We start from the raw sequence: 24217 nt of genomic DNA, 5'->3' as shown, positions 1-24217 counted from the left end.
CCCTAGAGCCCTACGGATGCCAGGAGGTGCCCGACTTCCTGCCTGCCGAGGTTGCGGATGCTGCCCTGTCGCTGGTCGCCCAAACCGATGGGACCGACCTTGACACGGACCAGCCGCTCCACCGGGAAACCGACGGCGTCGAACATGCGACGCACAATACGGTTCTTGCCGGAGTGGAGGACAACCTCGATCAGGACGTGGCCGGGAGTGGAGTCAACCAGCTTGAACGAGTCCACAGCTGCTACGCCATCTTCGAGCTCGACGCCGTTCTTAAGCTTGGCGCCGACGCCCTGCGGGAACGGGCCACGCACCTGCACCAGGTATGTCTTGGGTACCTCATAGGAAGGGTGCGTCAGGCGGTTGGCGAGTTCGCCGTCGTTCGTCAGCAGCAGCAGTCCCTCGGTGGCGACATCGAGGCGTCCGACGTGGAACAGTCGTTCGCCCTTGTTCTTGTTGTTCTTGAGGAAGTCGCTGATGCAGGGACGGCCCTCGGGGTCTTCCATGGTGGAAACGACGCCCTTGGGCTTGTTGAACACCATGTAGACGAGTGTTTCGTCCAGCTGGATCCGGATGCCGTCAACGTGGATCACGGCAGCCGTGGGGTCCACGCGCATGCCAAGCTCGGTGGTCACCACGCCGTCAACCTCGACGCGACCTTCGAGGATCATTTCCTCACACACGCGGCGGGAAGCCACGCCGGCCTGCGCCATGACCTTCTGCAGGCGTACGCCGTCTACGTCGTGGAGGTCCGACTGCGGGACTTCCTGTCGCGGGCCGCGGTTGCGGCCCGGCTTGCGGATGGGGCCCAGGTTCTGGCCGAAGCGTTCGCTGCCGAACGCCTTGGAGCCGAACTGCTTTGCCTGCTTCGGCTTGGGCTTCAGCGCGCCCGGAGTACCGGGAGCCTTGCCAAAGCCGGGCTTGTTGGAGCCGGGCTTACGGAAAGGCTTGGCTGGCCTGGCGGCCTGGCCACGATCGTAATCGCCGGCCGATGTGGGGTTGTCGGGATCGAAGGGAGCCGCTTCGCGCGGCTTCGAAGCCTTGAAGGGGCGGCCCTCGCCCTGGGTGAAGTTGCGCTTTCCAGCGCCGGCGCTGCCGCCGCGGCCGGAAAAGCCGCCGGCGTTGGAGCGGCCTGCGCCGCCCTTGGCCTCATTGCGTCCGGAGCTGTTGCGCCCCGAACCGTTACGTGGTGAACTCTGGCGTCCCGCCTGTGTCATGACCCGTCCTTGTGTAGTAATGGCCGGCATTTGGTGTTGAAATCAACACTAGCCAGCCGGACAGACATCGTCTGCCCCTTGTTGCTGTGCACCTTGTTGCGGTGCGTGTGTCCGTATTAAGTTCTGGTGCCGCCGTCTGTGGCCGTTGGCTACATCCGGGTGGCGTCGTAGTACTCGTCGATCCCTTCCAAACCAGGAAGGTGGGGCGAGAGCTGGGGCAGTTCCGCCACCGAGCCAATGCCCATCCGTTCAAGGAAGTAGGAGGTAGTCCTGTACAGGACCGCCCCGGATTCGGGATCGTTTCCGGAGTCCTCGATCAAACCACGCTGGGTAAGAGTCCGGACAACGGAATCAACGTTGACGCCGCGAATCGCGGACACCCGGGCCCTGGAGACCGGTTGCCGGTAAGCAATAACCGCCAGGGTCTCAAGCGCAGCCTGAGTCAGCCTGGTGGTCTGCCCTTCAAGGACGAACCTGCCCACGATGTCGGCAAAATCCGACCGTGAATAGATCCGCCACCCTCCGGCGACGTTCCGCAATTCAAAACCCCGGGGTGCAGTGCTGGCATCGGCAAAGCCGACAGCATCCACGTCCGGGGCTTTAACAGTATAGCCGCTATACTCCCGCTGCAGGTCATGCAGCAAATCCTCGACGACGGCGACCGTCACGTTCAGTCCTGCTGCCAGCTCTTCGGTGGTGGCCGGTTCGTCGATGACCATAAGGACAGCTTCCAACGCAGCACGGGCTCCACCTGGCAGTCTTTCGAGCGCAGCCAGCCCGTCCGGCTCCATTTCCTGCTCACTCATTGTTACTGTCTCCATCGTTCCCGGATTCGTCGGCGCCTGGCATTGGCCCGTATTCCTCACTCAGGCTGGAACTGTCCCACGCGGCATCATCACCGGTCCAGCGCACCGTCAGCACGGCAAGGGGCTCGGGTTGCTCGAAGGCAACCACCCGGTCCCGGAACATTTCCAGCAATGCCAGGAAGCGCGCCACCACCGTCAGGGTGCTCTCGGCATCGGCTATCAGCGCGTTGAAGGTCAGGGGTGCGCCCAGCTTCAAGCGATATCCCATGATCTCCGCCTGCTCCTTCACGCTTACCGGCGGGGCATGAAGGTGGTCCAAGCCTACTTCCGGGGCCACCGTGTCCTTGGGCTTGAGTGCCTTGGCCGCCAGTTCCGCGAACTGTCCGGGCGTGTGCCGCCACACGAGTTCCGGGAGCAATGCCGCGAAATGGCTTTCCAGGGCCACCTGCCGCGGGTAGCGGAGTGCCTCCTCTTCCAGGGTCCCGCCCAGTATCCCGGCGATTTCCTTGAAGGCCTTGTATTGCAGGAGCCGGGCGAACAAAAGGTCCCGGGCCTCGAGGAGTGCAATGTCTTCCGCGTCTTCCACCTCGCCGGCGGGAAGGAGGCGCGCCGCCTTCAGGTCCAGCAACGTTGCGGCGATGACCAGGAACTCGCTGGCTTCGTCCAACGCCCAGTCCTCCCCCAGTTCCTGCAGGCGGCGGATGTACTTGATGAACTCATCGGTGACGGTGGCCAACGCGACTTCGGTGATATCCAGCTTGTGCTTGGATATCAGGCCCAGAAGGAGGTCGAAGGGCCCAGTGAAGTTGGCCAGCCGAACCTCGAAGCCCGGCTTCCGGGCCTCGGAGGTGGCGGCGTCGGACGCGGCCTCCCCAACGGCCGGTGGCGCGGCCGTGGGAGTGTCAGTCATCGGGGCGAGCGACGGTACCACCGTCGGCTACGGCGCGCCGCCGCGCGAAATCAGTTCCTTGGCGAGGCGGCGGTAGGCGTCTGCGCCAATGTGGTTACCGGCGTAGCTGGTGATCGGCTCGGCCGCTACGGTGGCATCGGCGAACTTGATGGAGCGTTTGATGACGGTCTCGAAGACTTTGTCGCCGAAGGCTTCAACCAGGCGCGAGATCACTTCGCGGCTGTGCAGGGTGCGGGCGTCGTACATGGTTGCCAGGACACCGTCCACCTGCAGGCGCGGGTTGAGGCGGTCCTGCACCTTTTCGATGGTCTCCACCAGGAGTGCTACCGCACGCAGGGCGAAGAACTCGCAGATCAACGGGATGATGACGCCGTGTGCTGCCGTCAGCGCATTGACGGTCAGGAGGCCCAGCGAAGGCTGGCAGTCGATCAGGACGACGTCGTAATCGTCTTCGACGCTCTTCAGTGCGCGGTCCAGGACCTGCTCGCGCGCTACTTCGTTCACCAACTGGACTTCGGCCGCGGAGAGGTCGATGTTGGCGGGGAGGAGGTCCACGCCTTCCACTCCGGTCTGCTGGATGGCGTCACGGATACTGACCTTGCGGTCCATAAGGACGTTATAGACGGTGAGGTCGAGCTCGTGCGGATTCGCACCCAGCCCAGCGGACAGGGCTCCCTGGGGGTCGAAGTCCACCAGGAGGACACGCCGGCCATACTCTGCGAGCGCAGCGGCGAGATTAATGGTGGACGTGGTTTTGCCGACGCCACCCTTTTGGTTGACCATGGCGATGACTCTCGCCGGGCCGTGGGAGGCCAACGGAGCGGGTTCCGGAAATTCGCGGTAAGGGCGCCCGGTGGGCCCCATGACGGCGTCTTCCAGATCGAGCCCGGTACCTTCCAGCGTTGCGGAACCCCGTTCGATGCTCACGTATCCAACCACTCTTTCGACGACGATCTTCCCTGCTGCTGCGCCCCCGGCTACAGCGCTACTACCCACCAAGGCTACAGGCCCCGACACGGTATTCCGGGGAACTTGACATTGGCCGCGTATTGAGCCTTGACCCTCTAGTTGAAGTCGAAGGTTCTGGTTCACGACGCCGGGTCCGGCCTGGGGAGCACCGAAGGCCGGCACCCCAACAGGTGCCGGCCTTCGTTCATTGAGTGCTTCGCGGCGCGGTGCTAGACCGTTGCTTTTTCCCGGGACTCACCCTCGGGGGCAGTTTCCTCATCGCTGCCATGGGCGATCATGGTCTGCTCGTCGAAGGGTTCGTTGCCGGAGAGGACGCGCTCCACCTGGCTGTTGTCGATTTCCTTGACCCAGGTGCCGATCAGGACCGTGGCCACGGCGTTGCCCGTGAAGTTGGTCAAGGCGCGGGCTTCGGACATGAAGCGGTCGATTCCGACGATCATTCCCACGCCGCCCAAGAGCTCCGGCTTGTGTGCCTGAAGGCCGGCGGCCAGTGTTGCCAGGCCTGCACCGGTGACACCGGCAGCGCCCTTGGAGGCGATGATCATGAAGATGAGCAGGGAGATCTGGGCGCCGAGGTCCAGCGGCGTGCCCATGGCGTTGGCGACGAACAGGGACGCCATGGTCAGGTAGATGGCCGTACCGTCCAGGTTGAAGGAGTAACCCGTGGGTACCGTGACGCCAACAACCGGCTTGGAGACACCCAGGTGCTCCATCTTGGCGATGAGGCGGGGCAGGGCAGCTTCGGAGGAGGACGTGGAGAAGATGAGCAGGTATTCGCGGGCCAGGTACTTCATGAGCCGGAAGATGTTGACGCCCGAGACAACCCGGAGCAGCGTTCCCAGGATGACCACGATGAACAGTGCGCAGGTGATGTAGAAGGCCAGCATCAGGGTGAACATGCTGAAGATGGCCTGTGCACCGGTTGCACCGACGACGGCGGCGATGGCACCGAAGGCGCCGACGGGGGCCAGCCACATGATCATGATCAGGATGCGGAAGACCAGCCGTTGACCGTGGCCGATGGCCTTCAGGATGGGAGTGCCTTCCTTGCCCATCTTCTGGAGGGCGAAACCAACCAGGATGGCGGCCAGCAGGGTGGGCAGGACGGGGATGTCGCCGGGGATAATTCCGAGGAGGAAGTCCGCGGTGCTGTCCGTTGCGGCCTTCTTGTTGGGGTCATAGGGGGTCAGCTTGAGTCCCTCGCCCGGGTGGATGAGGTTTCCGACGACCAGGCCGATGGCCAGGGCGAAGGTGGACATGGCCACGAAGTAGCCCAGGGCCAGTCCGCCGACCTTACCGACGGTTGCGGCCTTGGCGATCGAACCGATGCCCAGGACGATTGTGCAGAAAATGACGGGGGCGATCATCATCTTGATGAGCTTAATGAAACCGTCACCCAGGGGCTTGAGGGATTTTCCGACCTCGGGGAACAGCAGGCCGACTACGGCGCCAAGCACCACGGCCAGGATGACGGCGATATACAGGTAGTGGGACTTGTCGAGCCCCTTGCGTCCACCTTTGGCAGCGACTGCCGACTCTCCTCGTTGAGAGGTCATGGGATTCTCCTTCTGGATACTGTGTAAGGCGCTGCGGTCCTGCACTGATGTCCAATCCGCTGCCCTTGTGTGATATCCATCATTGAGCCGTTGGTGACACACATCACCGTTGCGGTCATATTGGTCATGGGAGGTCCACGTGTTTCACAGCTGGAGCATCGCCCGCCGTCTGTTTGTGGCGAACCTGCTGTTCGTCCTGGCGCTGACGGCGGCTTTCGGTGCGTTTTCCTTGCTGGAGGCCAGGGACCGTGCTTACGGAGACGCAGGCAGCCGAATGCGTGCCATATCGACATCCATCGCCAACAATCCGCTTGTCCTTCAGGCCGCGTCCTCGGGGGATCCCTCGGCCGTTCTTCAGCCGTACGCCCTGAAGGTCATGAGTGAGGCCGATGCGGACTTCATCACGATCATGGCTCCGGACCGGACACGCTGGACCCATCCCCGGGCCGAGGAGCTGGGCAAGCCGTACATCGGAACCATTGAGCCTGCCCTGGCAGGCAACACGTTCACTGAGGTCACTGCCGGGACATTGGGGCCCTCGGTCCGGACCATCTCGCCTGTCAAAGACCAAGACGGCACGGTCAAAGCGCTCGTGGCCGCGGGGGTGACCGTGCGGACCGTGGACACTGACGTCGCCGATCGTTTGGCGGTGATCGGCGGCATCGCCCTGGTGGTGCTGACCTTTGGCTCCATCGCTTCCTGGCTGCTGGGACGGTACCTGCGTTCGGTGACACGCGGCTGGGGTCCGGAACAGCTGGCCCAACTCTTCGCCTACTACGAATCCGTCCTGCACTCCGTTCGCGAGGGACTCATCCTGGTGGACACCCGTGGCAAGGCGGTGATGTACAACGACCAGGCGGCGGAACTGCTGGGCCTCGAGCCGTCCGACGCCGATCGCTCCCCTGCTGCTGCCCCACGGCTGGCCGACCTGCCGTTCGATGGAAGCCTTCGGGCGCTGTTCGAGTCCGGGAGGCCTGCCCATGATGAAATCCACCTCACGGGCTCCCGGATTTTGGTGGTCAACCAGGCCCCGGCGGTGGCGCCTGTGCCTGGGCGAAGCAGGCAGAAGCCGGCCGTTTACGGCACGGTGGCAACCATCCGCGACCGCACCGAGATTGAGTCCTTGGGTACTGAGCTGCAGACCATGAAGACGTTGTCCGATGCCTTGCGGGCCCAGACCCACGAACACGCAAACCGGCTGCACATGATCGTTTCGCTGCTGGAGTTGGGCCGCACTCCGCAGGCCTTGGATTTCGCCACGAAGGACCTCGAGTTGAGCCAGCAGCTCACTGATGACATGGTGGCGTCCGTTGACGAACCGGTCATGAGTGCCCTGGTCATGGGTAAAGCTGCGGAAGCCCATGAGCGCGGGGTGGAACTGGTGGTCCGTACCTCCGGAAGTTCCGGTGTCCGCGGGCTTGAGATCCAGGACCTGGTAACCATCCTCGGCAACCTGCTGGACAACGCGATCGACGCCGCTGCCGCCGGCGAGTCCCCGCGTACGGTGGAGCTGGACGTGGAAGCGGGCGCTGCCGCCGTCGCATTTACGGTGCGGGATACCGGCAGTGGCATCAACCCCGATTCCATTGACGACGTGCTGCAGTACGGCTTCAGCACCAAATCGCCGGCAGCAGGTACGGGAGGAGCCCATGGCCGCGGGGTCGGGCTGGCCTTGGTCAGGCAGGCCGTGCAGCGACTGAACGGTACGATGACCATCAGCAATCCCGGCGGTGCACAGTTCCATGTTGTGCTTCCTGTGCCGGATCCCGAGGAAGAGCAGGCATGACAGACATCCGCGTCCTGGTGGTTGAGGACGAGCCGATAGCGTCCGATGCCCATTCCGTCTATATCGGCCGCCTCGACGGTTTCACCTTGGTGGGCACCGCACCGGATGGACAGTCGGCCCTGCGGATCCTGGGCGAATTCGCGGCATCCGGCGAACCGGTGGACCTGGTCCTGCTGGACATGAACCTGCCTGACCTGCACGGCCTGGACGTGGCCCGCCGCATGCGGTCGGCCGGCGTCTTTGCCGACATCATCGCCATTACGGCTGTCCGGGAATTGAACATCGTGCGCAGTGCCGTGTCGATCGGCGTCGTGCAGTACCTCATCAAGCCCTTTACCTACGCAACGTTCGCGGACAAGCTGGGCAGCTACCGGGCGTTCCGTGACCAGCTGGCAGGTTCCCTGTCCGGGATTTCCAAGGCCGGGGCCTCCCAGAGCGACGTGGACCAGGCGTTCGCGAGCCTTCGCGCCCCGACGGAGTTGCCGCTGCCCAAGGGGCTCTCCGGGTCGACGCTGGACTCCGTGAAGGATCTGGTCAGGACGCGGCAACAGCCGGTCTCGGCCAGCGAAGTCATGGAAGCGCTCGGAATGTCCCGCGTCACCGCCCGCCGGTACCTGGAGTATTTGGCCGACGCAGGGACGGTTACCCGGGCAGCGCGGTACGGCACCCCGGGGCGCCCCGAAAACGAATACGGCTGGAACCGAAGCTAGTTTCTGTATACACAGACGGCTAAAAATCGTCCGAAGGTCGCTTTGACACCAAGCTGTGTATACACTGATGCTATGCGCGCCAGTGACCGGGCCTACACTGCCCTCAGGGAAGACATCATCGAATGGCGCCTTCGTCCGGGCACGGTCCTGGCGGAGGTGGAGCAGTCCGAGCGCCTCGGCGTGTCCCGCACACCGGTCCGCGAGGCGCTGGGCCGGCTCACCGCTGAAGGATTGACGACGGCGGCAGGAGGCCGCGGCGTCGTCGTTACCGATATCTCACTGGAGAACATCGACGAACTTTTCGAACTGCGCGAGACCCTCGAAGTGCGGGCTGCGGGGCTGGCCGCCGAACGCGGCGAGCCCGGGATCTTCGCCGAACTCCACGCCCAACTGCTGTTGGCCCCCGAACTCCTCACCGAAACAGATCCCACACGCCACGACTACTACGCGCTGGTTGGCCGGCTGGACGATGCCATAGACGCCGCCATTTCGAACACGTATATGGCCCACGCCATGCGCAGCCTCCGCGTCCATCTGGTCAGGGTCCGCCGCTTGGCAGCTGACGACTCCGCCCGGCTTCACGCGGCCGCAGGAGAACACGCCGCCATCGCAGAAGCCATCGCCGCCGGCAACCCCCGGCTGGCCGAAGCCGCAACCACACTTCACCTGCACCGCAGCCTTACCCACGTCAAAGCTACCCACACGCCTGCCTAGAAACACCACTGCCTAGAAGGAGCACCATGGTTAAGAACAATCACGTCCGTGTCTACAAGAGCGAAGAGAACCTCCCCCGCGAGGAACAACTGGCCCACAAGATCGCCGTGGTCGCCGCCGACCCCGTCGACGTTACGCCCGAGGTCACCGACATGGTGATCAACCGGATCATCGACAACGCCTCAGTGGCCATCGCCTCGCTGAACCGCGCACCGATCGTCGCTGCCCGCGCCCAGGCCCTGACCCACGGCCCGTCCGCCAACGGCAAGGGCGCCCACATTTTCGGTATCAGCGAGCAGGTCTCCCCCGAGTGGGCGGCCTGGGCCAACGGCGTGGCTGTGCGCGAACTGGACTACCACGACACCTTCCTGGCTGCTGATTACTCCCACCCGGGCGACAACATCCCGCCGATCCTGGCCGTCGCCCAGCACGTGGGCTCCAACGGCGCCGACCTGGTCCGTGCCATCGCCACCGGTTACGAGATCCAAGTGAACCTGGTCAAGGCGATCTGCCTGCACAAGCACAAGATCGACCACGTTGCCCACCTCGGCCCGTCCGCCGCCGCCGGTATCGGCACGTTGTTGGGTTTGGATGTTGAAACGATCTTCCAGTCGGTGGGACAGGCCCTGCACACCACCACCGCCACCCGGCAGTCCCGCAAGGGCGAAATCTCCACCTGGAAGGCCCACGCCCCCGCGTTCGCAGGGAAGATGGCCGTAGAAGCCGTGGACCGCTCCATGCGCGGGCAGACTTCCCCCGTGCCGATCTACGAAGGCGAAGACGGCGTGATCGCCTGGATGCTGGACGGCCCGGACGCCTCCTACGAGGTTCCGCTGCCGCTGCCCGGCGAAGCCAAGCGCGCCATCCTGGACACCTACACCAAGGAACACTCCGCCGAGTACCAAGCCCAGGCGTGGATCGACCTCGCCCGCAAGCTGAACCGCGAGCACCCCGAAACCACGGACCCGGCCAACGTGAAGTCCGTGCTGATCAAGACCAGCCACCACACCCATTACGTGATCGGTTCGGGAGCTAACGATCCCCAGAAGTACTCTCCCACCGCATCCCGCGAAACCCTGGACCACTCCATCCCGTACATCTTCACCGTCGCACTCCAGGACGGCGCATGGCACCACGTGGACTCTTACGCCCCCGAACGGGCCGCCCGCCCGGACACCGTGGAACTCTGGCACAAAGTCACCACCGTGGAAGACCCGGAGTGGACCCGGCGTTACCACTCCCTGGACATCGCGGAGAAGGCCTTCGGCGGTTCAGTGGAAATCACGCTGACGGACGGCACGGTCATCACCGATGAGATCGCCGTGGCGGACGCCCACCCGCTCGGTGCCCGGCCTTTCGCCCGTGAGCAGTACGTCAACAAGTTCCGCACCCTCGCTGCGGGACTGGTCGAAGAAGCCGAAATCGAAAGGTTCCTCACCGCCGTCGAACGCGTCACCGAACTGGGCGAAGGCGAACTGGACCAGCTGAACATCACGGCAGCCCCCGGCGTGATCGACCTCAACAACGCACCCAAGGGACTGTTCTAAATGCTGTACTCCAAAATCACACCCGAACAGAAGCGGCTGAAACTCCGGGAACTGCTGGCCTCCGGGACCGTGCAGCAGTTCCCGGGAGCCTTCAACCCGCTCTCGGCCCGGCTCATCGAAGAGAAGGGCTTCGCCGGCGTCTACATCTCCGGCGCCGTCCTCGCCAATGACCTCGGCCTGCCGGACATCGGCCTGACCACCCTCACCGAGGTAGCAACGCGCGCCGGGCAGATCGCCCGTATGACCGATTTGCCGTCGTTGGTGGATGCCGACACCGGATTTGGCGAACCCATGAACGTGGCACGGTCTATCCAGGAACTCGAGAACGCAGGCCTGGCCGGTTGCCACATCGAGGATCAGTTCAACCCGAAACGCTGCGGACACCTGGACGGCAAGAACGTCGTTGACATCGACACCGCGACCAAGCGGATCCGTGCCGCCGCAGACGCCCGCCGGGACCCGAACTTCCTCATCATGGCGCGCACCGACATCCGCGCAGTCGAAGGAATCGAGGCTGCACAGGACCGCGCCCGCGCTTTGGTGGACGCAGGCGCCGACGCCATCTTCCCCGAAGCCATGCGTGACCTGGGCGAGTTCCAGGCCATCCGTGACGCCGTGGATGTGCCCATCCTGGCCAACATGACCGAGTTCGGCAAAAGCGATCTCTTCACCGTCGACCAGCTCCAAAGCGTTGGCGTGAACATGGTCATCTATCCCGTGACGCTTCTCCGCATTGCGATGGGCGCTGCAGAGCGTACTCTGGAATCGATCAAGGCTGCGGGGACCCAAGAGGCTGAAGTGGAGAACATGCTCACGCGTGCCCGCCTCTATGAACTCGTTGACTACGAGGCATACAACCAGTTCGATACCGGCGTATTCAACTTCAAGGTTCCTGGCATCCGCTAGGTTCCAGTTTCATCAAGGGGAACGCAGGGTCCCATCACCGGGCCCTGCATCATGAACGAAGGAGAGCAGCATGGCAGCTGTTGACATCAAAAAGGGCCTTGCCGGCGTCGTGGTGGACTACACCGCCGTCTCGAAGGTCAACCCGGACACGAACTCGCTGCTGTACCGCGGGTATCCCGTCCAGGAACTCGCCGCCAAATGCAGCTTCGAAGAAGTTGCCTATCTGCTGTGGAACGGCGAACTGCCCAACGAATCGCAGCTCGCCGAATTCACGGCCCGCGAACGCGCAGGACGTGCCCTCGATCCCGTCGTCAAGACGGTCATTGATACCCTGCCCACCACGGCACATCCCATGGATGTCTGCCGCACGGCAGCGTCCGTGCTTGGCGCCAGGCACGAATTGGCCGAGGATTCCTCACCCGAAGCCAACATGAAGAAGGCCATCGACCTCTGGGCTGCCATGCCTGCTGTCGTGGCGTACGACCAGCGTCGCCGGCGCGGCGAGGACGTCGTGGAACCACGCGAAGACCTCGACTACTCGGCGAACTTCCTGTGGATGACGTTCGGCGAAGAACAGGTTCCCGAAGTGGTTGAGGCGTTCAACGTCTCGATGATCCTTTACGCAGAACACTCCTTCAACGCCTCCACCTTCACCGCCCGGGTGGTCACATCCACCCTCGCGGACCTGCACTCGGCCGTGACCGCCGCGATCGGCGCCCTCAAGGGCCCCCTGCACGGAGGCGCCAACGAAGCCGTCATGCATACCTTCGATGAGATCGGCATCCGCAGCGAAGAATCGCTGGACGAAGCCGCATCCCGGGCGAAGACCTGGATGGAAAACGCCTTGGCACAGAAAAAGAAGGTGATGGGCTTCGGGCACCGCGTGTACAAGCATGGCGACTCCCGGGTACCCACCATGAAGGCCGCGCTGGACAAGATGATCGCGCACTACGGCAGGCCCGAACTCCTGGGCCTCTACAACGGCCTTGAACAGGCCATGGATGAGGCGAAGGCGATCAAGCCCAACCTTGACTACCCGGCCGGCCCCACGTACCACCTCATGGGCTTCGACACGCAGACCTTCACGCCCTTGTTCGTGGCCAGCCGCATCACGGGATGGACCGCGCACATCATGGAGCAGGTAGCTTCGAACTCCCTGATCCGTCCATTGAGCGAATACAACGGCCCGGAAGAGCGGCACGTGCCCTAGGTTTTACGACCTTAAAGCAGAAAAGTACGACGGCGGTCCGGTCACCTTGAGGTGACCGGACCGCCGTCGTCCGAGGTACTAAACCGGACCCACCCAAGTCTCGGTGCGGACGTCCGCCACGTTTTCGTTGTCGGCGGCCAAGGCGACGCGCACCGCGATACGCTGCCCGGAAATCATGGCCGGCAACCAGTGCTCAGCGTCTGCCCACATACGTTCCACGGGAAGGCGGTCAACAGGGAACCAGGCGGGCGCGATCTCCACGCTTTCGATGGGCTCCCCGTCCCAAGCGCGGGTGAGGAACACGGTAGTGGCCATGTTCCACTCGGGCCTGGCCGGAAAAACAAAATCAACTGTCCCTGCCGGAACAAGGTCCTCCGGTGCCACGACGACGCTGATTTCCTCCATGACCTCACGACAGGCAGCCTGCTCTGCAGTTTCGCCCTTTTCCAGGTGTCCTCCGACGCCCACAACCTTGCCGCGGCCGAAGCCTGTCTTCTTGGTGCCGAGCAGCACGTACTCACCGTCCGCGGCATTACGAAGGAGGAAGCACAAAGTCACCTGGGCTGCAGTCATGGTGACTACCTTAACCTGTACTCCCGCAGCCATGGCCGCCATTGCTACAGTGAGCCCATGAGCGAAGGCGTGGGTGACGTGGGCGCCGTCGTGGGCGACGTCGATGAGGTACCTGAGGCGTCCAACAAAGCCGGGGCCGCTGCCCTGACACCCGGCACCGGTACGACAGAACGGGACAGCTGGCTTCCGCAATGGCTCGTGGCCCAACCGCTTTACGCGGGCTGGGCCTGGACGGTCCTGTGGGCCGGCCTCATTGTCCTGGACGAGGTGGTGGATCTGGCTGGCTGGACCTGGTACCTGCTGGTCCTCGCCGCCGCATTGCCCACCCTGATCTCAACTTTGGTGGTTCTTTATGCAACGCCACGCCGGCACCTCAAGGCAGTGGACGCGACGGTCCTGGGGCATTTCTTTGTCCGTTTCCTGGCGCTCGTCGCAGCCTTCATGGTCTGGGCGGCCTCGGTGGTCATGAGCGCATCGATCTCCACCACCGTGCAGTCCGTGATCGGTGACTCGGAGAAGGAAGTCACGGCGCTCGGGTTCAACCTGATGCTTGCTGCCGTTCCGCTGGTTCTCTCCGTGCTCTGGATGGCATTCATTGTCAGGTGTGCATGGTTCCTGCGGCGGCTCCGCGGCTGGCGGCAAATACCGGTCAAAACCCGGGTGCCCAAGAAGTTCCTCAAGGGACGCCCCCGGCTCAAGCGGGTGGTGGTTGGCCTGGCCCACCCCGGGCTGTTGCTGGTCGCAGGCCTGGGGACCTCTGTGCTGGCCCTGTTTATCGGGGCCGCGGAGTTCACGCTCAACGTCATCGGGTAGCCCCGGCACAGGAATGATCTGTTAGCCCAGTGCCCTTGGGTGGGCCGCTGCGTAGATTTCACGCAGAGTGTCCGCTGTGACCAACGTGTAGACCTGCGTCGTGGTCACTGACGCGTGCCCCAGGAGTTCCTGCACCACCCTGACATCCGCTCCCCCTTCAAGCAGGTGGGTGGCGAAGGAGTGTCGCAGGGTGTGCGGTGAAACATCCTTGGTGATGTTGGCTTTCTCGGCCGCTGCTTTGAGGATGGTCCAGGCGCTCTGCCTGCTGATCCGCCCGCCACGGGCATTGAGGAACAGCGCCGGAGTCCCTTTACCTTTGGCAGCCAGTAAGGGCCTGCCCCTGACGACGTACGCACCAACAGCCCGGGCGCCGTAGGAACCCATGGGCACCAACCGCTCCTTGGAACCCTTGCCGAACAACCTGACGATCGCGGGTTCACCCCCGGAGTCTTCGAGGGATACGTCGTCCACGTCCAGGCCGACGGCTTCGCTGATGCGGGCACCCGTGGAGTAGAGGAACTCAAGGAGCGCGCGGTCCCTGAGTCCGGTAGGCGTGTCCGTGCCGGCGGCCTCCAGTATCCGCGTGACTTCGCCTACGCTGATCGCTTTCGGGAGCCTCTTTCCCGGCATCGGTGGGTGGACATCACTGGCGGGGTCCGTCGTCGTGGTTCCTTCCAGCGCCCAAAACTTATGCAGGCCGCGGACGGCTACCACTGTCCGTGCTGCGGAGCGGACGCCCAGCGCCGCTGCGCCGTCCGAGCCATCGGACAACGCCTGGACGAATGCCGTGACGTGATGGCGCGTGATATTGCCGGGACGCTCGATCCCTTGCGCCGCCAGGAAGTTCGAGTACCTTGCGAGGTCGCGACGGTACGCGGCCAACGTGTTCGCTGCCAGCCCCTTTTCCACGCCGACGTGCTGCAGGTAATCGGTGACTGCCCGGTCAATGGCAGTGAGGGTGCGGGCAGGCGCCTCCGCCATGCTCAGCGCTGGCTCGGATGTGCGGGCCAGGGCGCGTTCGCAGGACGGAGCTTGGTGAATCCATCGGCCTTCGCTGCTGCGGCCGCAAGGATGCCCAGCACCGCCGAAGGGTTGTGCAGCCGGCCCTCGAGGACGGCTTGGACGGCATCTTCCAGCGGGACCCACTGAAGCTCGATCTCGGCCTCTTCGTCAGTCCTGACGTGCCTGTCCGCTTCCGGAACGTCCGTGATCCCGCGGGCCAGGTAGATCCGTACCGCTTCGCTGGAAGAGCCCGGTGAATTGAAGAAGTCCACCAGGACATTCCAGGTAGCCGCAACCAGGTCCGCTTCCTCGGCCAACTCCCGCGCTGCACCGACCACGAAATCTTCGCCTTCGACATCCAGCAACCCGGCCGGGATTTCCCACAGGTCCATGCCCACCGGATGCCGGTACTGCTTGAGCAGCAGGATCTCGCCGTCCACGTTCATGGGAAGGACAGCGACGGCGCCCGGATGGTCAATGTAGTCACGGACCAGGGTGTCCGTGTCTTCGCTGAGCTGGAACGAGTCACTGACCACGTCCCAAATGCGGCCTACGTAAACCTTGTTGGTAGACAAAAGACGGCGCGGGCTCGGCATGTCCGAAACCTGCCTTGATGTGCGGGGGGTCTCAGAGATACCGGGCATCGCGCCGTCCTTCGCTAGTACGCTTATTTACTTGGCCGCTACCGCGCGGGCACCGGTCTTCGTTGCCACCGGTGCGCCTTCGCGACGTTCCAGGGCAGCCTTGACCAGGCCTGCGAACAGCGGATGCGGGCGCGTGGGACGGGAGCTGAGCTCCGGGTGCGCCTGCGTTGCAACATAGTACGGGTGGACTTCGCGGGGCAGCTCCACGTACTCCACGAGCTTGCCATCGGGAGAGGTACCGGAGAACACCAGGCCCTCGGCAGCAATCTGCTCGCGGTACTTGTTGTTGACCTCGTAGCGGTGCCGGTGGCGTTCGCTGACCGTGGTGGTGCCGTACGTCTCGGCAATGACCGAGCCTTCGTCCAGTTTGGCTTCGTAGAGGCCCAGGCGCATGGTGCCGCCGAGGTCTCCCTTGCCGTCCACAATGTCCAGCTGCTCTTCCATGGTGGCGATGACCGGGTACTTGGAATCGGGCTCGAACTCGCTGGAGGAAGCCCCTTCCAGGCCAACCACGTTGCGGGCATACTCGATCACCATGCACTGCAGGCCCAGGCACAGGCCGAGGACGGGGAGCTTGGATTCGCGGGCGAACTTCAAAGCACCAAGCTTGCCTTCGAGGCCACGGATCCCGAAGCCGCCGGGAACGCAGATGGCGTCCACGCCGGCCAGGGACTTGGTGGCACCCTCAAGGGTTTCGCACTCGTCCGAAGGCACCCAACGGATCTTGACCTTCGCTTCGTTGGCGAAGCCGCCGGCACGAAGGGCTTCAGTCACCGAAAGGTATGCATCCGGAAGGTCGATGTACTTGCCCACCAGGGCAATCTCGACCTCGTGCTTGGGGTTGTGGACAGCTTCAAGCAGCTTGTCCCACTTGCTCCAGTCGACGTCCTTGAACGGCAGGTCCAGCGCACGGACGATGTAGGAGTCCAGGCCCTGCGAGTGCAGTGTCTTGGGAATGTCGTAGATGCTGGGAGCGTCAGCGGCGTTGACCACGGCGTCGATGTCGACGTCGCACATGCGGCCGATCTTCTCGCGCATGGCTTCAGGCACCTCGCGGTCCGAACGGATCACGATGGCTTCAGGCTGGATACCAATGGAGCGGAGGGCTGCCACGGAGTGCTGCGTTGGCTTGGTCTTCAGTTCCTGGGAAGGGCCGATGTACGGCACCAGCGAAACGTGGAGGAAGAAGACGTTGTTGCGGCCCACGTCCTGGCGGACCTGGCGGGCCGACTCAAGGAACGGCTGCGACTCGATGTCGCCCACGGTGCCACCGATTTCGGTGATGATGACGTCCGGAGCATTCTTGCCCTCTGCGGGCAGGCGCATGCGGCGCTTGATTTCATCGGTGATGTGCGGAATGACCTGCACCGTGTCTCCGAGGTATTCGCCGCGACGCTCCTTGGCGATGACCGTGGAGTAGATCTGGCCGGTTGTGACGTTGGCCGAACCTTCGAGGTTTTCGTCGAGAAAGCGCTCATAGTGTCCGATGTCGAGGTCGGTTTCTGCGCCATCATCCGTCACGAATACTTCGCCGTGCTGGAAGGGATTCATCGTGCCCGGATCCACGTTCAAGTAGGGATCGAGCTTCTGCATTGTTACAGACAAACCGCGTGCCCGCAGGAGGTGGCCGAGGCTGGAAGCCGTCAGACCCTTACCGAGCGAGGACGCCACACCACCGGTGACGAAGATGTGTTTGGTCGTCTTGGACGAGCCCGGGAACCGGGAATTTACACGGGAATTTGATCGCTGCACCACGGAATTCGAGCTTATCATCAATTACGCCTTCCAAGCGTCTGTTCGGATTCCCCAAATGGTCAATAGTTGCCCAGGACTGCCAGGCAATCAAGAGCCACCGGGGTTTGGGGAGCGGCGATGTGATGGTGCTCGCACTGCCCGTAGCGGTGTTCAAGCCCGCTGCGGCAGGAGTTTCGCGTCGTCCAACAATTCCTGGGCATGTGCCTGCGCGGACTCGGAGTCTTCCTGCCCGGCCAGCATCCGGGCAAGTTCCTTCACCCGTTCCTCCTCGCTCAGCAACTGAACGTCACTGGAGGTGAACCCGGTGGTGGTCTTCCCGTCAGATCCCCGCACGGAGGTTTTGGTGACACGGATGTGCTGATCGGCGAACGCCGCCACCTGCGGCAGGTGGGTTACCACCAGCACCTGGACGTGGCGGGCCAGCATGGCCAGCCTGCGTCCAATCTCGACGGCGGCACGGCCACCCACGCCTGCGTCCACCTCATCGAAAACAAAGGTCGGAACGGGGTCCACTGCCGCCAGCACTACCTCGATGGCCAGCATGACCCGCGAGAGTTCACCACCGGACGCTCCCTTACCCAGCGGCCGGGCAGGGGCGCCCGAATGCGGCTGGAGGAGGAAAGCGATCTCATCGGTACCCCACGGGCCCAACACGCCGCTGCCGTCCACCTCGATGACCAAGGTAGCGTCTGCCATGGCCAAGGCCTTCAGTTCGGCGCTGACGCGCCCTGAGAGGTCCTTGGCGGCCTTGAGGCGGGCTTTGCTGATTGCTGCTGCCTGCTTCCGGAGGGTGGCCTCCGCGGATGCCACCTCTGCGTCCAGGGACTCGATCCGGCTTGAGTCGTCCTGAAGCTCATCCAGCCGCGTCCGCGCCGTGGCAGCCCACTCCAGCACCTCGTCAATGCTCGGGGCATATTTACGGATCAGCTTGGCCAGCGCCGCCCTGCGGTCCTCGATTTCGGACAGCCGTTCGGGCCCCTCCGTATCCAATGCGGCCTGGTAGCTGGACAGGTCCGCGGCAATGTCATTGAGCAGGAACCCGACCTCCGCCAGCCTTGCAGCGGCAGACCTCAGCTCCTCATCATGATCAGCGACGTTCTCCAACGTTCGCTTGGCTGCGTCAACCATGGACGTGGCGTCCCCAGCGTCACCGAATTCCTCGGCGATGAGGGATTCATGGGCGGCCGCGGCCGCCAACCTGAGTTCTTCGACATTCGCCAGCTTCACAGCCTCGGCCTTGAGGGTTTCGTCCTCGCCAGGCTGCGGATCAACGTCGTCTATTTCCTTGAGGGCAACGTCCAGGGACTCCGCCTCACGGAGCCGTTCACGGGCCTCGCTGCGCAGGGTATCAAGTTCGGCCTGGATGGCTTTCCAGTGGTTATACAGCTCCTGGTACTCCCCCAGGCTCTTTGCCAGGGGCGCACCGGCAAAGCGGTCCAAAGCATGGCGTTGGGCTGTTGCGCTCTTGAGCCGGATCTGGTCCGACTGCCCGTGGACCACTACCAGGCTCTCCCCCAGCTCGGCCAGCACCCCCACAGGTGCCGCGCGCCCGCCAACGTATGCGCGGCTGCGGCCGTCGGCACCAACGGTACGGGCCAGCAACAGTTCAGCCACGCCGTCGAACTCCTCAGCCTCACCGCCAGCCTCTTTGGCGCGCTCTACGGCGCTGTGCGCCGGATCAAGCTTCAGTACGGCCTCGGCGGACGCGGACTTGGCGCCGCTGCGAACAGCCCCGGCGTCAGAGCGGGCACCGAGAAGAAGCCCGACGGCGGTCACCACCATGGTCTTACCGGCGCCGGTTTCGCCCGTCACGACGCTCAGGCCGGGGCCCAACGGCAGGGCGGCGTCGGTGATGACGCCGAGGTCACGGATTCGGAGTTCTTCAAGCATGGTTCACTTCGCATTCGTGGGTTCGGAGGTTTCACCGTGCCCTGGGTCCCGCGGGCTGGGCAAAGGTGCCGGTGACAGCGTCCTGATCACCGGGATGGGGCCGGTGTGGACTTCGCCCCTGCGGGGAGCCGGGCCACGCCAGCCATGGATGGGAAGCTCGAACTTACGCACGAGCCGGGCCGAGAACGGCGTCTTGTGTGTGCGGGCGAGCCGCACCGGGGTAGCTGAGCGCGTCACTTCCACGCGCGCACCCGGAGGCAGATCCACAGAGCGTCGCCCATCGCACCAGAGCACCCCCAACGCATCCGTCCGGTTCATGATTTCGACGGCCAGCTTGGAACGCGGCGAAACCACCAGGGGCTTGGCGAAGAGGGCGTGCGCGCTGATCGGAACGATGACCAGGGCTTCAACCTCCGGCCACACCACGGGACCACCCGAAGAGAACGCATAGGCTGTGGAACCCGTAGGAGTCGCCATGACCACGCCATCACAGCCGAACGACGTCAAGGGCCGCTCATCCACCTCCGTGACAACCTCCAACATGCGTTCGCGGTTGGCTTTTTCGATGGCGGCCTCGTTCAAAGCCCAGGTGTGCCAAATCTTCTGGCCCTTGATCCAGACCTGGACGTCGATGGTCATGCGTTCTTCCACCGTGTACTGCCGGCTGGCGATCCACTCGACCGTTTGGGCGAGGTCGGCCCGTTCACTTTCGGCCAGGAAGCCCACGTGCCCCAGGTTGACCCCAAGCAGTGGCACATCGACCTCCCGGACCAGCTCGGCCGCGCGAAGGATGGTGCCGTCACCGCCCAAGACCATGACCAACTCCACGTCCTCCAGGCTGACGTGGTCATTAAGGATCTCGATCGGTGTATCCAGGGCGCCGAAGAACCGCTCGATATCGGCAAGCTCAGACTTTTGGAGCACGGGAACCAAGCCTGACGAGTGCAGCTGCGTACACGCATCCCACGCTGCGCGGAGCGATTCCTCCCGCCCTGTGTGGGCAAGGACCAGTACACGCCTGCTCATCGGGTTCTGCTTTCTAGTGGTTCGGCCAGAGTTTCTCGATCAACGCGGCAACGGCTGCGTCCCGCTCTTCGATCTTAGGCAACACCGCAGACATCCTGCGTTTCATCCACAGGAAGTATTCAACATTTCCGTCCTGGCCAGGCAACGGACTGGCCGCCAGGTCCTGCAGATCCAGCCCGGCGTCCACCGCAGCACGGGCCACCTGGGCAACCGCCCGGCGTCGTTCATTCTCCGAGGTGACCACTCCCGACCGGCTCAGCCGCTCCTTGCCAACCTCGAACTGCGGCTTCACCATCAGGACCATGTCGCCACCGGGTTCAGTGCATTGGGCAAGGGGGTAGACCACCAGCGTCAACGAAATGAAGGACAGGTCCGCGACCGTCAGTTGTGACGGTCCGCCGATCTGTTCGGGCGTCATGTACCGGACGTTAAGGCCCTCATGGACGTCAACCCGGGGGTCCTCGCGCAGGTACGGGACCAACTGGCCGTGCCCGACGTCCACAGCCACCACCCGCGCGGCCCCTTGCCTCAGCAGCACGTCGGTGAACCCGCCGGTGGAGGCACCGGCGTCGAGACACCGCTTGCCGGCAACCACGACGGCGGGAAACGCCTTAAGCGCGCCGTCCAGCTTATGGCCGGCGCGGCTGGCGTAGATGTCCTCAAGGTGGGCTTCGACAATGAGTTCCGTTGCCGCGTCGACGTGGAGCGCAGCTTTGGCCAGGACCGTGCCGCCGGAACTGACCTTCCCGTCGCTGATGAGTTTGGCAGCGTGGGTCCGGGACCTCGCCAGCCCACGGGAGACGAGTTCCTGATCAAGTCGTGCCATGTGCTAGCTGTCGCCTTCCGGGCGGTTGTTTGACGGTGCTGACGGGAGGCCTGGCTCAGCGTCCAAGGCCTCCAACAGGGAGTCGTGGATGCCGGCGTACAGCTCGCCATGGTCAGAAACCGGGGACCCCGCAACATCCGCCAAGGGGCCGAGGGCCTTGTCCACCAATGCGTCACCTGTCGGCGTCGTGTCGGCGGGCCACTGGACTACCGCATCCGCCTCAGGCACGGGGGCATTGCTGGGTTCGGTCATCGTACCAGTCTAGTGACTTTGCCATTCCAGCTTTGGAGCCTTCGCCACGTCGGACGCCGGAACGGCAGCCCACCAAGCGGCACACGCCGCCCGCCAAGCATCAATGTCCGCTTCGTCCCCCGTAACAGTGACCGTGCCGTCCACTGCAACTGCGGACGCTGCACCGCAACGGAACGCACCGTCCTCGCTCAGGACCTCCGGGTAAGGGACATAGAGCCCTTCCAGGTCCGCCAACAGGTAGTCGGGGCGCTCATCCGTGCGCGCAGCCAGGATGGTGTGCGTGGTATCCACGCCGGTGAGGACAGCCGCCGTCGCAAATCCTGCGCGGTTGCCGCCCAAAATGTCCGTGTCCAAGCGGTCGCCCACCACCAGGGGACGATCCGCGTTAAGCCGCTTCGCGGCAGCATGGAAGAGCGGCGCCTCGGGTTTGCCGGCCACCAAAGGCGTCTTGCCCGTAGCGGCAGCTACCGCGGCGACGAGGGTTCCGTTGCCCGGCGCCATGCCCCGGGCCTGCGGAATCGACATGTCAGTGTTGGTCGCGAACCACATGGCTCCGCCGGCCACCACATACGAGGCCTCGGCCAGATCCTTCCAACCGATCTCCGGATTGAAGCCCTGCACCACAGCTACAGGGTCCTCGTCTGCGCTGTGCACGGGCTTGAGGCCAACCAGCTCGATCTCATGGGCCAGTGCTGCGCTGCCTGTTATCAGGACATGCGCCCCCGCAGGCAGCATGGAAGCAAGAAGCTCCCCTGCTGCCTGGGAGGAACTGACCACTTGATGGTCCTCAGCCGGAGCGCCCAGCTCACGCAAATGCGCGGCGACCTGGGCGGGGGTCCGTGAAGCGTTGTTCGTGACGTAACCCAGGCCAACACCCACGGTCTCGAGACGCTTCAACGACTCCACGGCTCCCGGGATGGCGTGCGGTCCTGCATAGACCACGCCATCCAAATCGGAGAGGACAGCATCAAAGGATGAGATCAGCGAATCAGCCATTCCGGGAGTCGGCGTTCTCGTCGTCAGACTCTTCGTTGCCAGTCTCGTCAGCCTGGTCCGCCTCGTCCGCCTCCGCGGAATCGATATCCGACTCGGCATCGTTGGACTCAAAGTAGTCCGACTCCGCGTCATCGAGTTCGACCTCGTCGTGCTCAACGTCCGCTGCCGCCGCCTCGACGATGACCGTCTCAGTCTCAGGCTTCACGACGTCGGCGTCCCGGGCCGGCTTCTCGAAGCGCGGCTTACGCGCGGCTTCTTCTTCCCGCTCGTCCCAGCCCAGGTCAACAATTTCGGGTTCAGCGAAGTCCCCAACGCCAAGCGCATTCTCAGCAACCAAGGCCTGGCGGGCCCACTTCTCGGACTCCTCAGTGCGGCCCACTGCGGCCAAAGCCTCTGCGTAGGCGCGGAAAAGTCGCGGGCTGTACGAGAACGCCCTGTTAATGTCCAGCTGCGGGATCTCCAGTTCGCTGACAGCAGCGTCCAGCTGGTCCAGGTCCGCACGGGCGCCCGATGCCACAATGGCAAGCTCCACCTTGCCCGGAGCGTCAAGGTCCTGCGCCTCAGGAGAGCGAACCATATCCAGGGCACGGTCCGGACGGCCCAGGCCACGCTCACAGTCAGCCATTACCGGGAGGTGGACGTTCGAACCACTGATGCGACGGTAGGTGCGGAATTCACGCAGAGCCTCACCATAGTGGCCGGCAGCGTAGGCCGTCAGCCCGACAGCTTCACGGACCACAGAGAGGCGCCCACCGCGACGGCTTGCAGCCAACGCGTGCTGGAAAGCAAGCTCAGGCTCAATGTCGATCAGGCGGCCAGCCATGACCAGGTGCTTTGCAACCCAGCCCGCGCTCTGCTCCTCGAGGGTCTTGATTTGGTGGCCCGTGGCGCGGTCCAGTTCCTTACCCGTAACGTCGTCGTCGATCTCAGGAGAGCGTTCGCGGTCAGGGCGGTTTGCGCTGCGGATGTCCTTGGCGTTCGGAACCCGGGCAGGACGCTCTTCCCAGGAGTTGCCGCGGTCGTTGCCGAACGAGCGGCGGTCACCATCACGGGCCGGACGGTCACCGCGGTCGTTGTTGAAGGGGCGGCGGTCGCCACTGTCGCGGCGGGGGCCGTCGAAGTTCCGCGGGCCGCGCTCAGGACGATCACCGAACGGCTTACGGTCACCACGGTCATTGTTGAACGGACGGCGCTCACCATCACGGGCCGGACGGTCACCGCGGTCGTTGTTGAAGGGGCGGCGGTCACTACCGTCGCGAGCCGGACGGTCTCCGCGGTCGTTGTTGAAGGGGCGGCGGTCGCCATTGTCGCGGCGGGGGCCGTCGAAGTTCCGCGGGCCGCGCTCAGGACGATCACCAAAGGGCTTACGGTCACCACGGTCACTGCCGAACGAACGGCGCTCACCATCACGAGCCGGACGATCGCTACGATCACCGAACGGCTTATGGTCACCACGGTCATTGTTGAACGGACGGCGGTCGCCATCACGGGTCGGACGGTCTCCGCGGTCGTTGTTGAAGGGGCGGCGGTCGCCACCGTCGCGGCGGGGGCCATCGAAGTTCCGCGGGCCGCGCTCAGGACGATCACCAAAGGGCTTACGGTCACCACGGTCACTGCCGAACGAACGGCGCTCACCATCACGAGCCGGACGATCGCTACGATCACCGAACGGCTTACGGTCACCACGGTCATTGTTGAACGGACGGCGCTCCCCATCACGGGCCGGACGATCGCTACCGAAGGAACGACGCTCCCCATCACGAGCCGGACGATCGCTACCGTCGCGGTTGTCCCTGGAGCGGAATCCGCGAGGATCCCCACCGGAGTTGTTGTTGGGGCGGTACGAACCTCGGTCGTCCCGGTTCCCGCCGTAGTTTCCGCGATTGCCGCCGCGGTTGCCGCCGTTGTGCTCAGCCATGGTGGATTCCTCCTGTTGCGAGCCGACCACTGGCGCGTGCGTAGTCGCTCATAACCCGTATTTCGTTGTCACGCCGCCGGCAGCCCTAGGGTACCGACTCGTTTGTCTTATGCAATTCTATTCGACGCCGCCACGGCGACAGTACGTCCGAGCGACTAAACGGTCCGTGGTGGCAAGTCTCACAGCCATGTGTT

The 24217-nt window shown here is 64.0% G+C and carries 23 protein-coding genes; 8 read left to right on the top strand and 15 right to left on the bottom strand.

The features are described 5' to 3' along the window. Positions 1–2: 2 nt before the first annotated feature. The 5 genes from NEK97_RS19030 to NEK97_RS19010 all read right to left on the bottom strand — a co-directional run bounded on the left by NEK97_RS19030 (position 3) and on the right by NEK97_RS19010 (position 5455). Positions 3–1214, bottom strand: coding sequence for a pseudouridine synthase (locus tag NEK97_RS19030; protein WP_211711352.1), 1212 nt, complete (start codon positions 1212–1214; stop codon positions 3–5). Between the two features lie 149 nt (positions 1215–1363). Continuing rightward, on the bottom strand, positions 1364–2020 hold the full coding sequence (locus tag NEK97_RS19025; RefSeq protein WP_235520402.1) for an SMC-Scp complex subunit ScpB: 657 nt from the start codon (positions 2018–2020) through the stop codon (positions 1364–1366). Beyond that, positions 2013–2930: a ScpA family protein gene (locus tag NEK97_RS19020; protein ID WP_257371297.1), complete on the bottom strand. Its 918-nt coding sequence runs from the start codon at positions 2928–2930 to the stop codon at positions 2013–2015. Before NEK97_RS19020 ends, NEK97_RS19025 begins: the two co-directional genes overlap by 8 nt. Positions 2931–2957: 27 nt before the next feature. After that, the gene (locus NEK97_RS19015; RefSeq protein WP_257371296.1) at positions 2958–3857 is read right to left on the bottom strand and encodes a ParA family protein; all 900 of its coding nucleotides are present in this window, start codon (positions 3855–3857) and stop codon (positions 2958–2960) included. Positions 3858–4108: 251 nt separating this feature from the next. Then, positions 4109–5455, bottom strand: coding sequence for a cation:dicarboxylate symporter family transporter (locus tag NEK97_RS19010; protein WP_257371295.1), 1347 nt, complete (start codon positions 5453–5455; stop codon positions 4109–4111). A gap of 139 nt (positions 5456–5594) precedes the next feature. Here NEK97_RS19010 and NEK97_RS19005 point away from each other — a divergent pair, with 139 nt between their 5' ends. The 6 genes from NEK97_RS19005 to NEK97_RS18980 all read left to right on the top strand — a co-directional run bounded on the left by NEK97_RS19005 (position 5595) and on the right by NEK97_RS18980 (position 12328). Then, positions 5595–7241, top strand: coding sequence for a sensor histidine kinase (locus tag NEK97_RS19005; protein WP_257371294.1), 1647 nt, complete (start codon positions 5595–5597; stop codon positions 7239–7241). Next, on the top strand, positions 7238–7951 hold the full coding sequence (locus NEK97_RS19000; protein ID WP_257371293.1) for a response regulator: 714 nt from the start codon (positions 7238–7240) through the stop codon (positions 7949–7951). Before NEK97_RS19005 ends, NEK97_RS19000 begins: the two co-directional genes overlap by 4 nt. Before the next feature lie 72 nt (positions 7952–8023). Next, a complete protein-coding gene (locus tag NEK97_RS18995; RefSeq protein WP_257371292.1) occupies positions 8024–8665 on the top strand; it encodes a GntR family transcriptional regulator in 642 nt (213 codons plus the stop codon). Positions 8666–8691: 26 nt separating this feature from the next. Then, positions 8692–10212: an MmgE/PrpD family protein gene (locus tag NEK97_RS18990; protein WP_257371291.1), complete on the top strand. Its 1521-nt coding sequence runs from the start codon at positions 8692–8694 to the stop codon at positions 10210–10212. Then, positions 10213–11118 (top strand): methylisocitrate lyase, encoded by a 906-nt coding sequence (prpB, locus tag NEK97_RS18985; RefSeq protein WP_257371290.1) that lies wholly within the window; start codon positions 10213–10215, stop codon positions 11116–11118. Positions 11119–11188: 70 nt separating this feature from the next. Continuing rightward, positions 11189–12328: a bifunctional 2-methylcitrate synthase/citrate synthase gene (locus NEK97_RS18980; protein WP_257371289.1), complete on the top strand. Its 1140-nt coding sequence runs from the start codon at positions 11189–11191 to the stop codon at positions 12326–12328. A gap of 78 nt (positions 12329–12406) precedes the next feature. Here the strand turns inward: NEK97_RS18980 and NEK97_RS18975 are convergent, their stop codons facing one another. After that, a complete protein-coding gene (locus NEK97_RS18975; RefSeq protein ID WP_257371288.1) occupies positions 12407–12901 on the bottom strand; it encodes an 8-oxo-dGTP diphosphatase in 495 nt (164 codons plus the stop codon). A gap of 57 nt (positions 12902–12958) precedes the next feature. On the opposite strand from NEK97_RS18975, the gene NEK97_RS18970 reads away from it, so the two are divergent. Beyond that, a complete protein-coding gene (locus NEK97_RS18970; RefSeq protein ID WP_257371287.1) occupies positions 12959–13714 on the top strand; it encodes a hypothetical protein in 756 nt (251 codons plus the stop codon). A 21-nt stretch (positions 13715–13735) separates the two neighbouring features. Here NEK97_RS18970 and xerD read toward each other — a convergent pair whose 3' ends face one another. The 9 genes from xerD to NEK97_RS18925 all read right to left on the bottom strand — a co-directional run bounded on the left by xerD (position 13736) and on the right by NEK97_RS18925 (position 22928). Beyond that, positions 13736–14695: a site-specific tyrosine recombinase XerD gene (gene xerD / locus NEK97_RS18965; RefSeq protein ID WP_235520390.1), complete on the bottom strand. Its 960-nt coding sequence runs from the start codon at positions 14693–14695 to the stop codon at positions 13736–13738. A gap of 2 nt (positions 14696–14697) precedes the next feature. Further along, the gene (locus tag NEK97_RS18960; RefSeq protein ID WP_257371286.1) at positions 14698–15360 is read right to left on the bottom strand and encodes an NUDIX hydrolase; all 663 of its coding nucleotides are present in this window, start codon (positions 15358–15360) and stop codon (positions 14698–14700) included. 27 nt (positions 15361–15387) lie between these two features. Next, positions 15388–17133 (bottom strand): CTP synthase, encoded by a 1746-nt coding sequence (locus NEK97_RS18955; RefSeq protein WP_235520388.1) that lies wholly within the window; start codon positions 17131–17133, stop codon positions 15388–15390. A 132-nt stretch (positions 17134–17265) separates the two neighbouring features. Then, the gene (gene recN / locus NEK97_RS18950; RefSeq protein WP_257371285.1) at positions 17266–19005 is read right to left on the bottom strand and encodes a DNA repair protein RecN; all 1740 of its coding nucleotides are present in this window, start codon (positions 19003–19005) and stop codon (positions 17266–17268) included. Between the two features lie 3 nt (positions 19006–19008). After that, positions 19009–20031, bottom strand: a complete 1023-nt coding sequence (locus NEK97_RS18945) for an NAD kinase (protein WP_257371284.1) — start codon at positions 20029–20031, stop codon at positions 19009–19011. A 13-nt stretch (positions 20032–20044) separates the two neighbouring features. Continuing rightward, entirely contained in the window at positions 20045–20857 is an 813-nt protein-coding gene (locus tag NEK97_RS18940) for a TlyA family RNA methyltransferase (protein ID WP_235520385.1), read from the bottom strand. 3 nt (positions 20858–20860) lie between these two features. Then, complete coding sequence (locus tag NEK97_RS18935) at positions 20861–21109, bottom strand: hypothetical protein (protein ID WP_257371283.1); 249 nt, start codon at positions 21107–21109, stop codon at positions 20861–20863. 9 nt (positions 21110–21118) lie between these two features. After that, the gene (locus NEK97_RS18930; protein ID WP_257371282.1) at positions 21119–22105 is read right to left on the bottom strand and encodes an HAD-IIA family hydrolase; all 987 of its coding nucleotides are present in this window, start codon (positions 22103–22105) and stop codon (positions 21119–21121) included. Beyond that, positions 22098–22928: a hypothetical protein gene (locus NEK97_RS18925; RefSeq protein ID WP_257371281.1), complete on the bottom strand. Its 831-nt coding sequence runs from the start codon at positions 22926–22928 to the stop codon at positions 22098–22100. The genes NEK97_RS18930 and NEK97_RS18925 overlap by 8 nt, the downstream gene beginning before the upstream one ends. A gap of 6 nt (positions 22929–22934) precedes the next feature. On the opposite strand from NEK97_RS18925, the gene NEK97_RS18920 reads away from it, so the two are divergent. Further along, positions 22935–24077: a hypothetical protein gene (locus NEK97_RS18920; protein WP_257371279.1), complete on the top strand. Its 1143-nt coding sequence runs from the start codon at positions 22935–22937 to the stop codon at positions 24075–24077. Positions 24078–24217 lie beyond the last annotated feature (140 nt).

Source organism: Paenarthrobacter sp. UW852, assembly GCF_024608385.1.
Classification (GTDB): Bacteria; Actinomycetota; Actinomycetes; order Actinomycetales; family Micrococcaceae; genus Arthrobacter.
The sequence above is the reverse complement of the archived record's forward strand: the minus strand, read 5'-3'. Positions and strand labels throughout refer to the sequence as shown.

Coding starts and splice junctions, on each gene's coding strand:
- prpB (WP_257371290.1), top strand. CDS start 10,213: ATGCTGTACTCCAAAATCACACCCGAACAGAAGCGGCTGAAACTCCGG.
- NEK97_RS18990 (WP_257371291.1), top strand. CDS start 8,692: ATGGTTAAGAACAATCACGTCCGTGTCTACAAGAGCGAAGAGAACCTC.
- NEK97_RS19000 (WP_257371293.1), top strand. CDS start 7,238: ATGACAGACATCCGCGTCCTGGTGGTTGAGGACGAGCCGATAGCGTCC.
- NEK97_RS18970 (WP_257371287.1), top strand. CDS start 12,959: ATGAGCGAAGGCGTGGGTGACGTGGGCGCCGTCGTGGGCGACGTCGAT.
- NEK97_RS18960 (WP_257371286.1), bottom strand. CDS start 15,360: ATGCCCGGTATCTCTGAGACCCCCCGCACATCAAGGCAGGTTTCGGAC.
- NEK97_RS18995 (WP_257371292.1), top strand. CDS start 8,024: ATGCGCGCCAGTGACCGGGCCTACACTGCCCTCAGGGAAGACATCATC.
- recN (WP_257371285.1), bottom strand. CDS start 19,005: ATGCTTGAAGAACTCCGAATCCGTGACCTCGGCGTCATCACCGACGCC.
- NEK97_RS18955 (WP_235520388.1), bottom strand. CDS start 17,133: ATGATAAGCTCGAATTCCGTGGTGCAGCGATCAAATTCCCGTGTAAAT.
- NEK97_RS18930 (WP_257371282.1), bottom strand. CDS start 22,105: ATGGCTGATTCGCTGATCTCATCCTTTGATGCTGTCCTCTCCGATTTG.
- NEK97_RS18940 (WP_235520385.1), bottom strand. CDS start 20,857: ATGGCACGACTTGATCAGGAACTCGTCTCCCGTGGGCTGGCGAGGTCC.
- NEK97_RS18975 (WP_257371288.1), bottom strand. CDS start 12,901: ATGACTGCAGCCCAGGTGACTTTGTGCTTCCTCCTTCGTAATGCCGCG.
- NEK97_RS19020 (WP_257371297.1), bottom strand. CDS start 2,930: ATGACTGACACTCCCACGGCCGCGCCACCGGCCGTTGGGGAGGCCGCG.
- NEK97_RS19025 (WP_235520402.1), bottom strand. CDS start 2,020: ATGAGTGAGCAGGAAATGGAGCCGGACGGGCTGGCTGCGCTCGAAAGA.
- xerD (WP_235520390.1), bottom strand. CDS start 14,695: ATGGCGGAGGCGCCTGCCCGCACCCTCACTGCCATTGACCGGGCAGTC.
- NEK97_RS19030 (WP_211711352.1), bottom strand. CDS start 1,214: ATGACACAGGCGGGACGCCAGAGTTCACCACGTAACGGTTCGGGGCGC.
- NEK97_RS18945 (WP_257371284.1), bottom strand. CDS start 20,031: ATGAGCAGGCGTGTACTGGTCCTTGCCCACACAGGGCGGGAGGAATCG.
- NEK97_RS19010 (WP_257371295.1), bottom strand. CDS start 5,455: ATGACCTCTCAACGAGGAGAGTCGGCAGTCGCTGCCAAAGGTGGACGC.
- NEK97_RS18935 (WP_257371283.1), bottom strand. CDS start 21,109: ATGACCGAACCCAGCAATGCCCCCGTGCCTGAGGCGGATGCGGTAGTC.
- NEK97_RS18980 (WP_257371289.1), top strand. CDS start 11,189: ATGGCAGCTGTTGACATCAAAAAGGGCCTTGCCGGCGTCGTGGTGGAC.
- NEK97_RS18925 (WP_257371281.1), bottom strand. CDS start 22,928: ATGGCTGGCCGCCTGATCGACATTGAGCCTGAGCTTGCTTTCCAGCAC.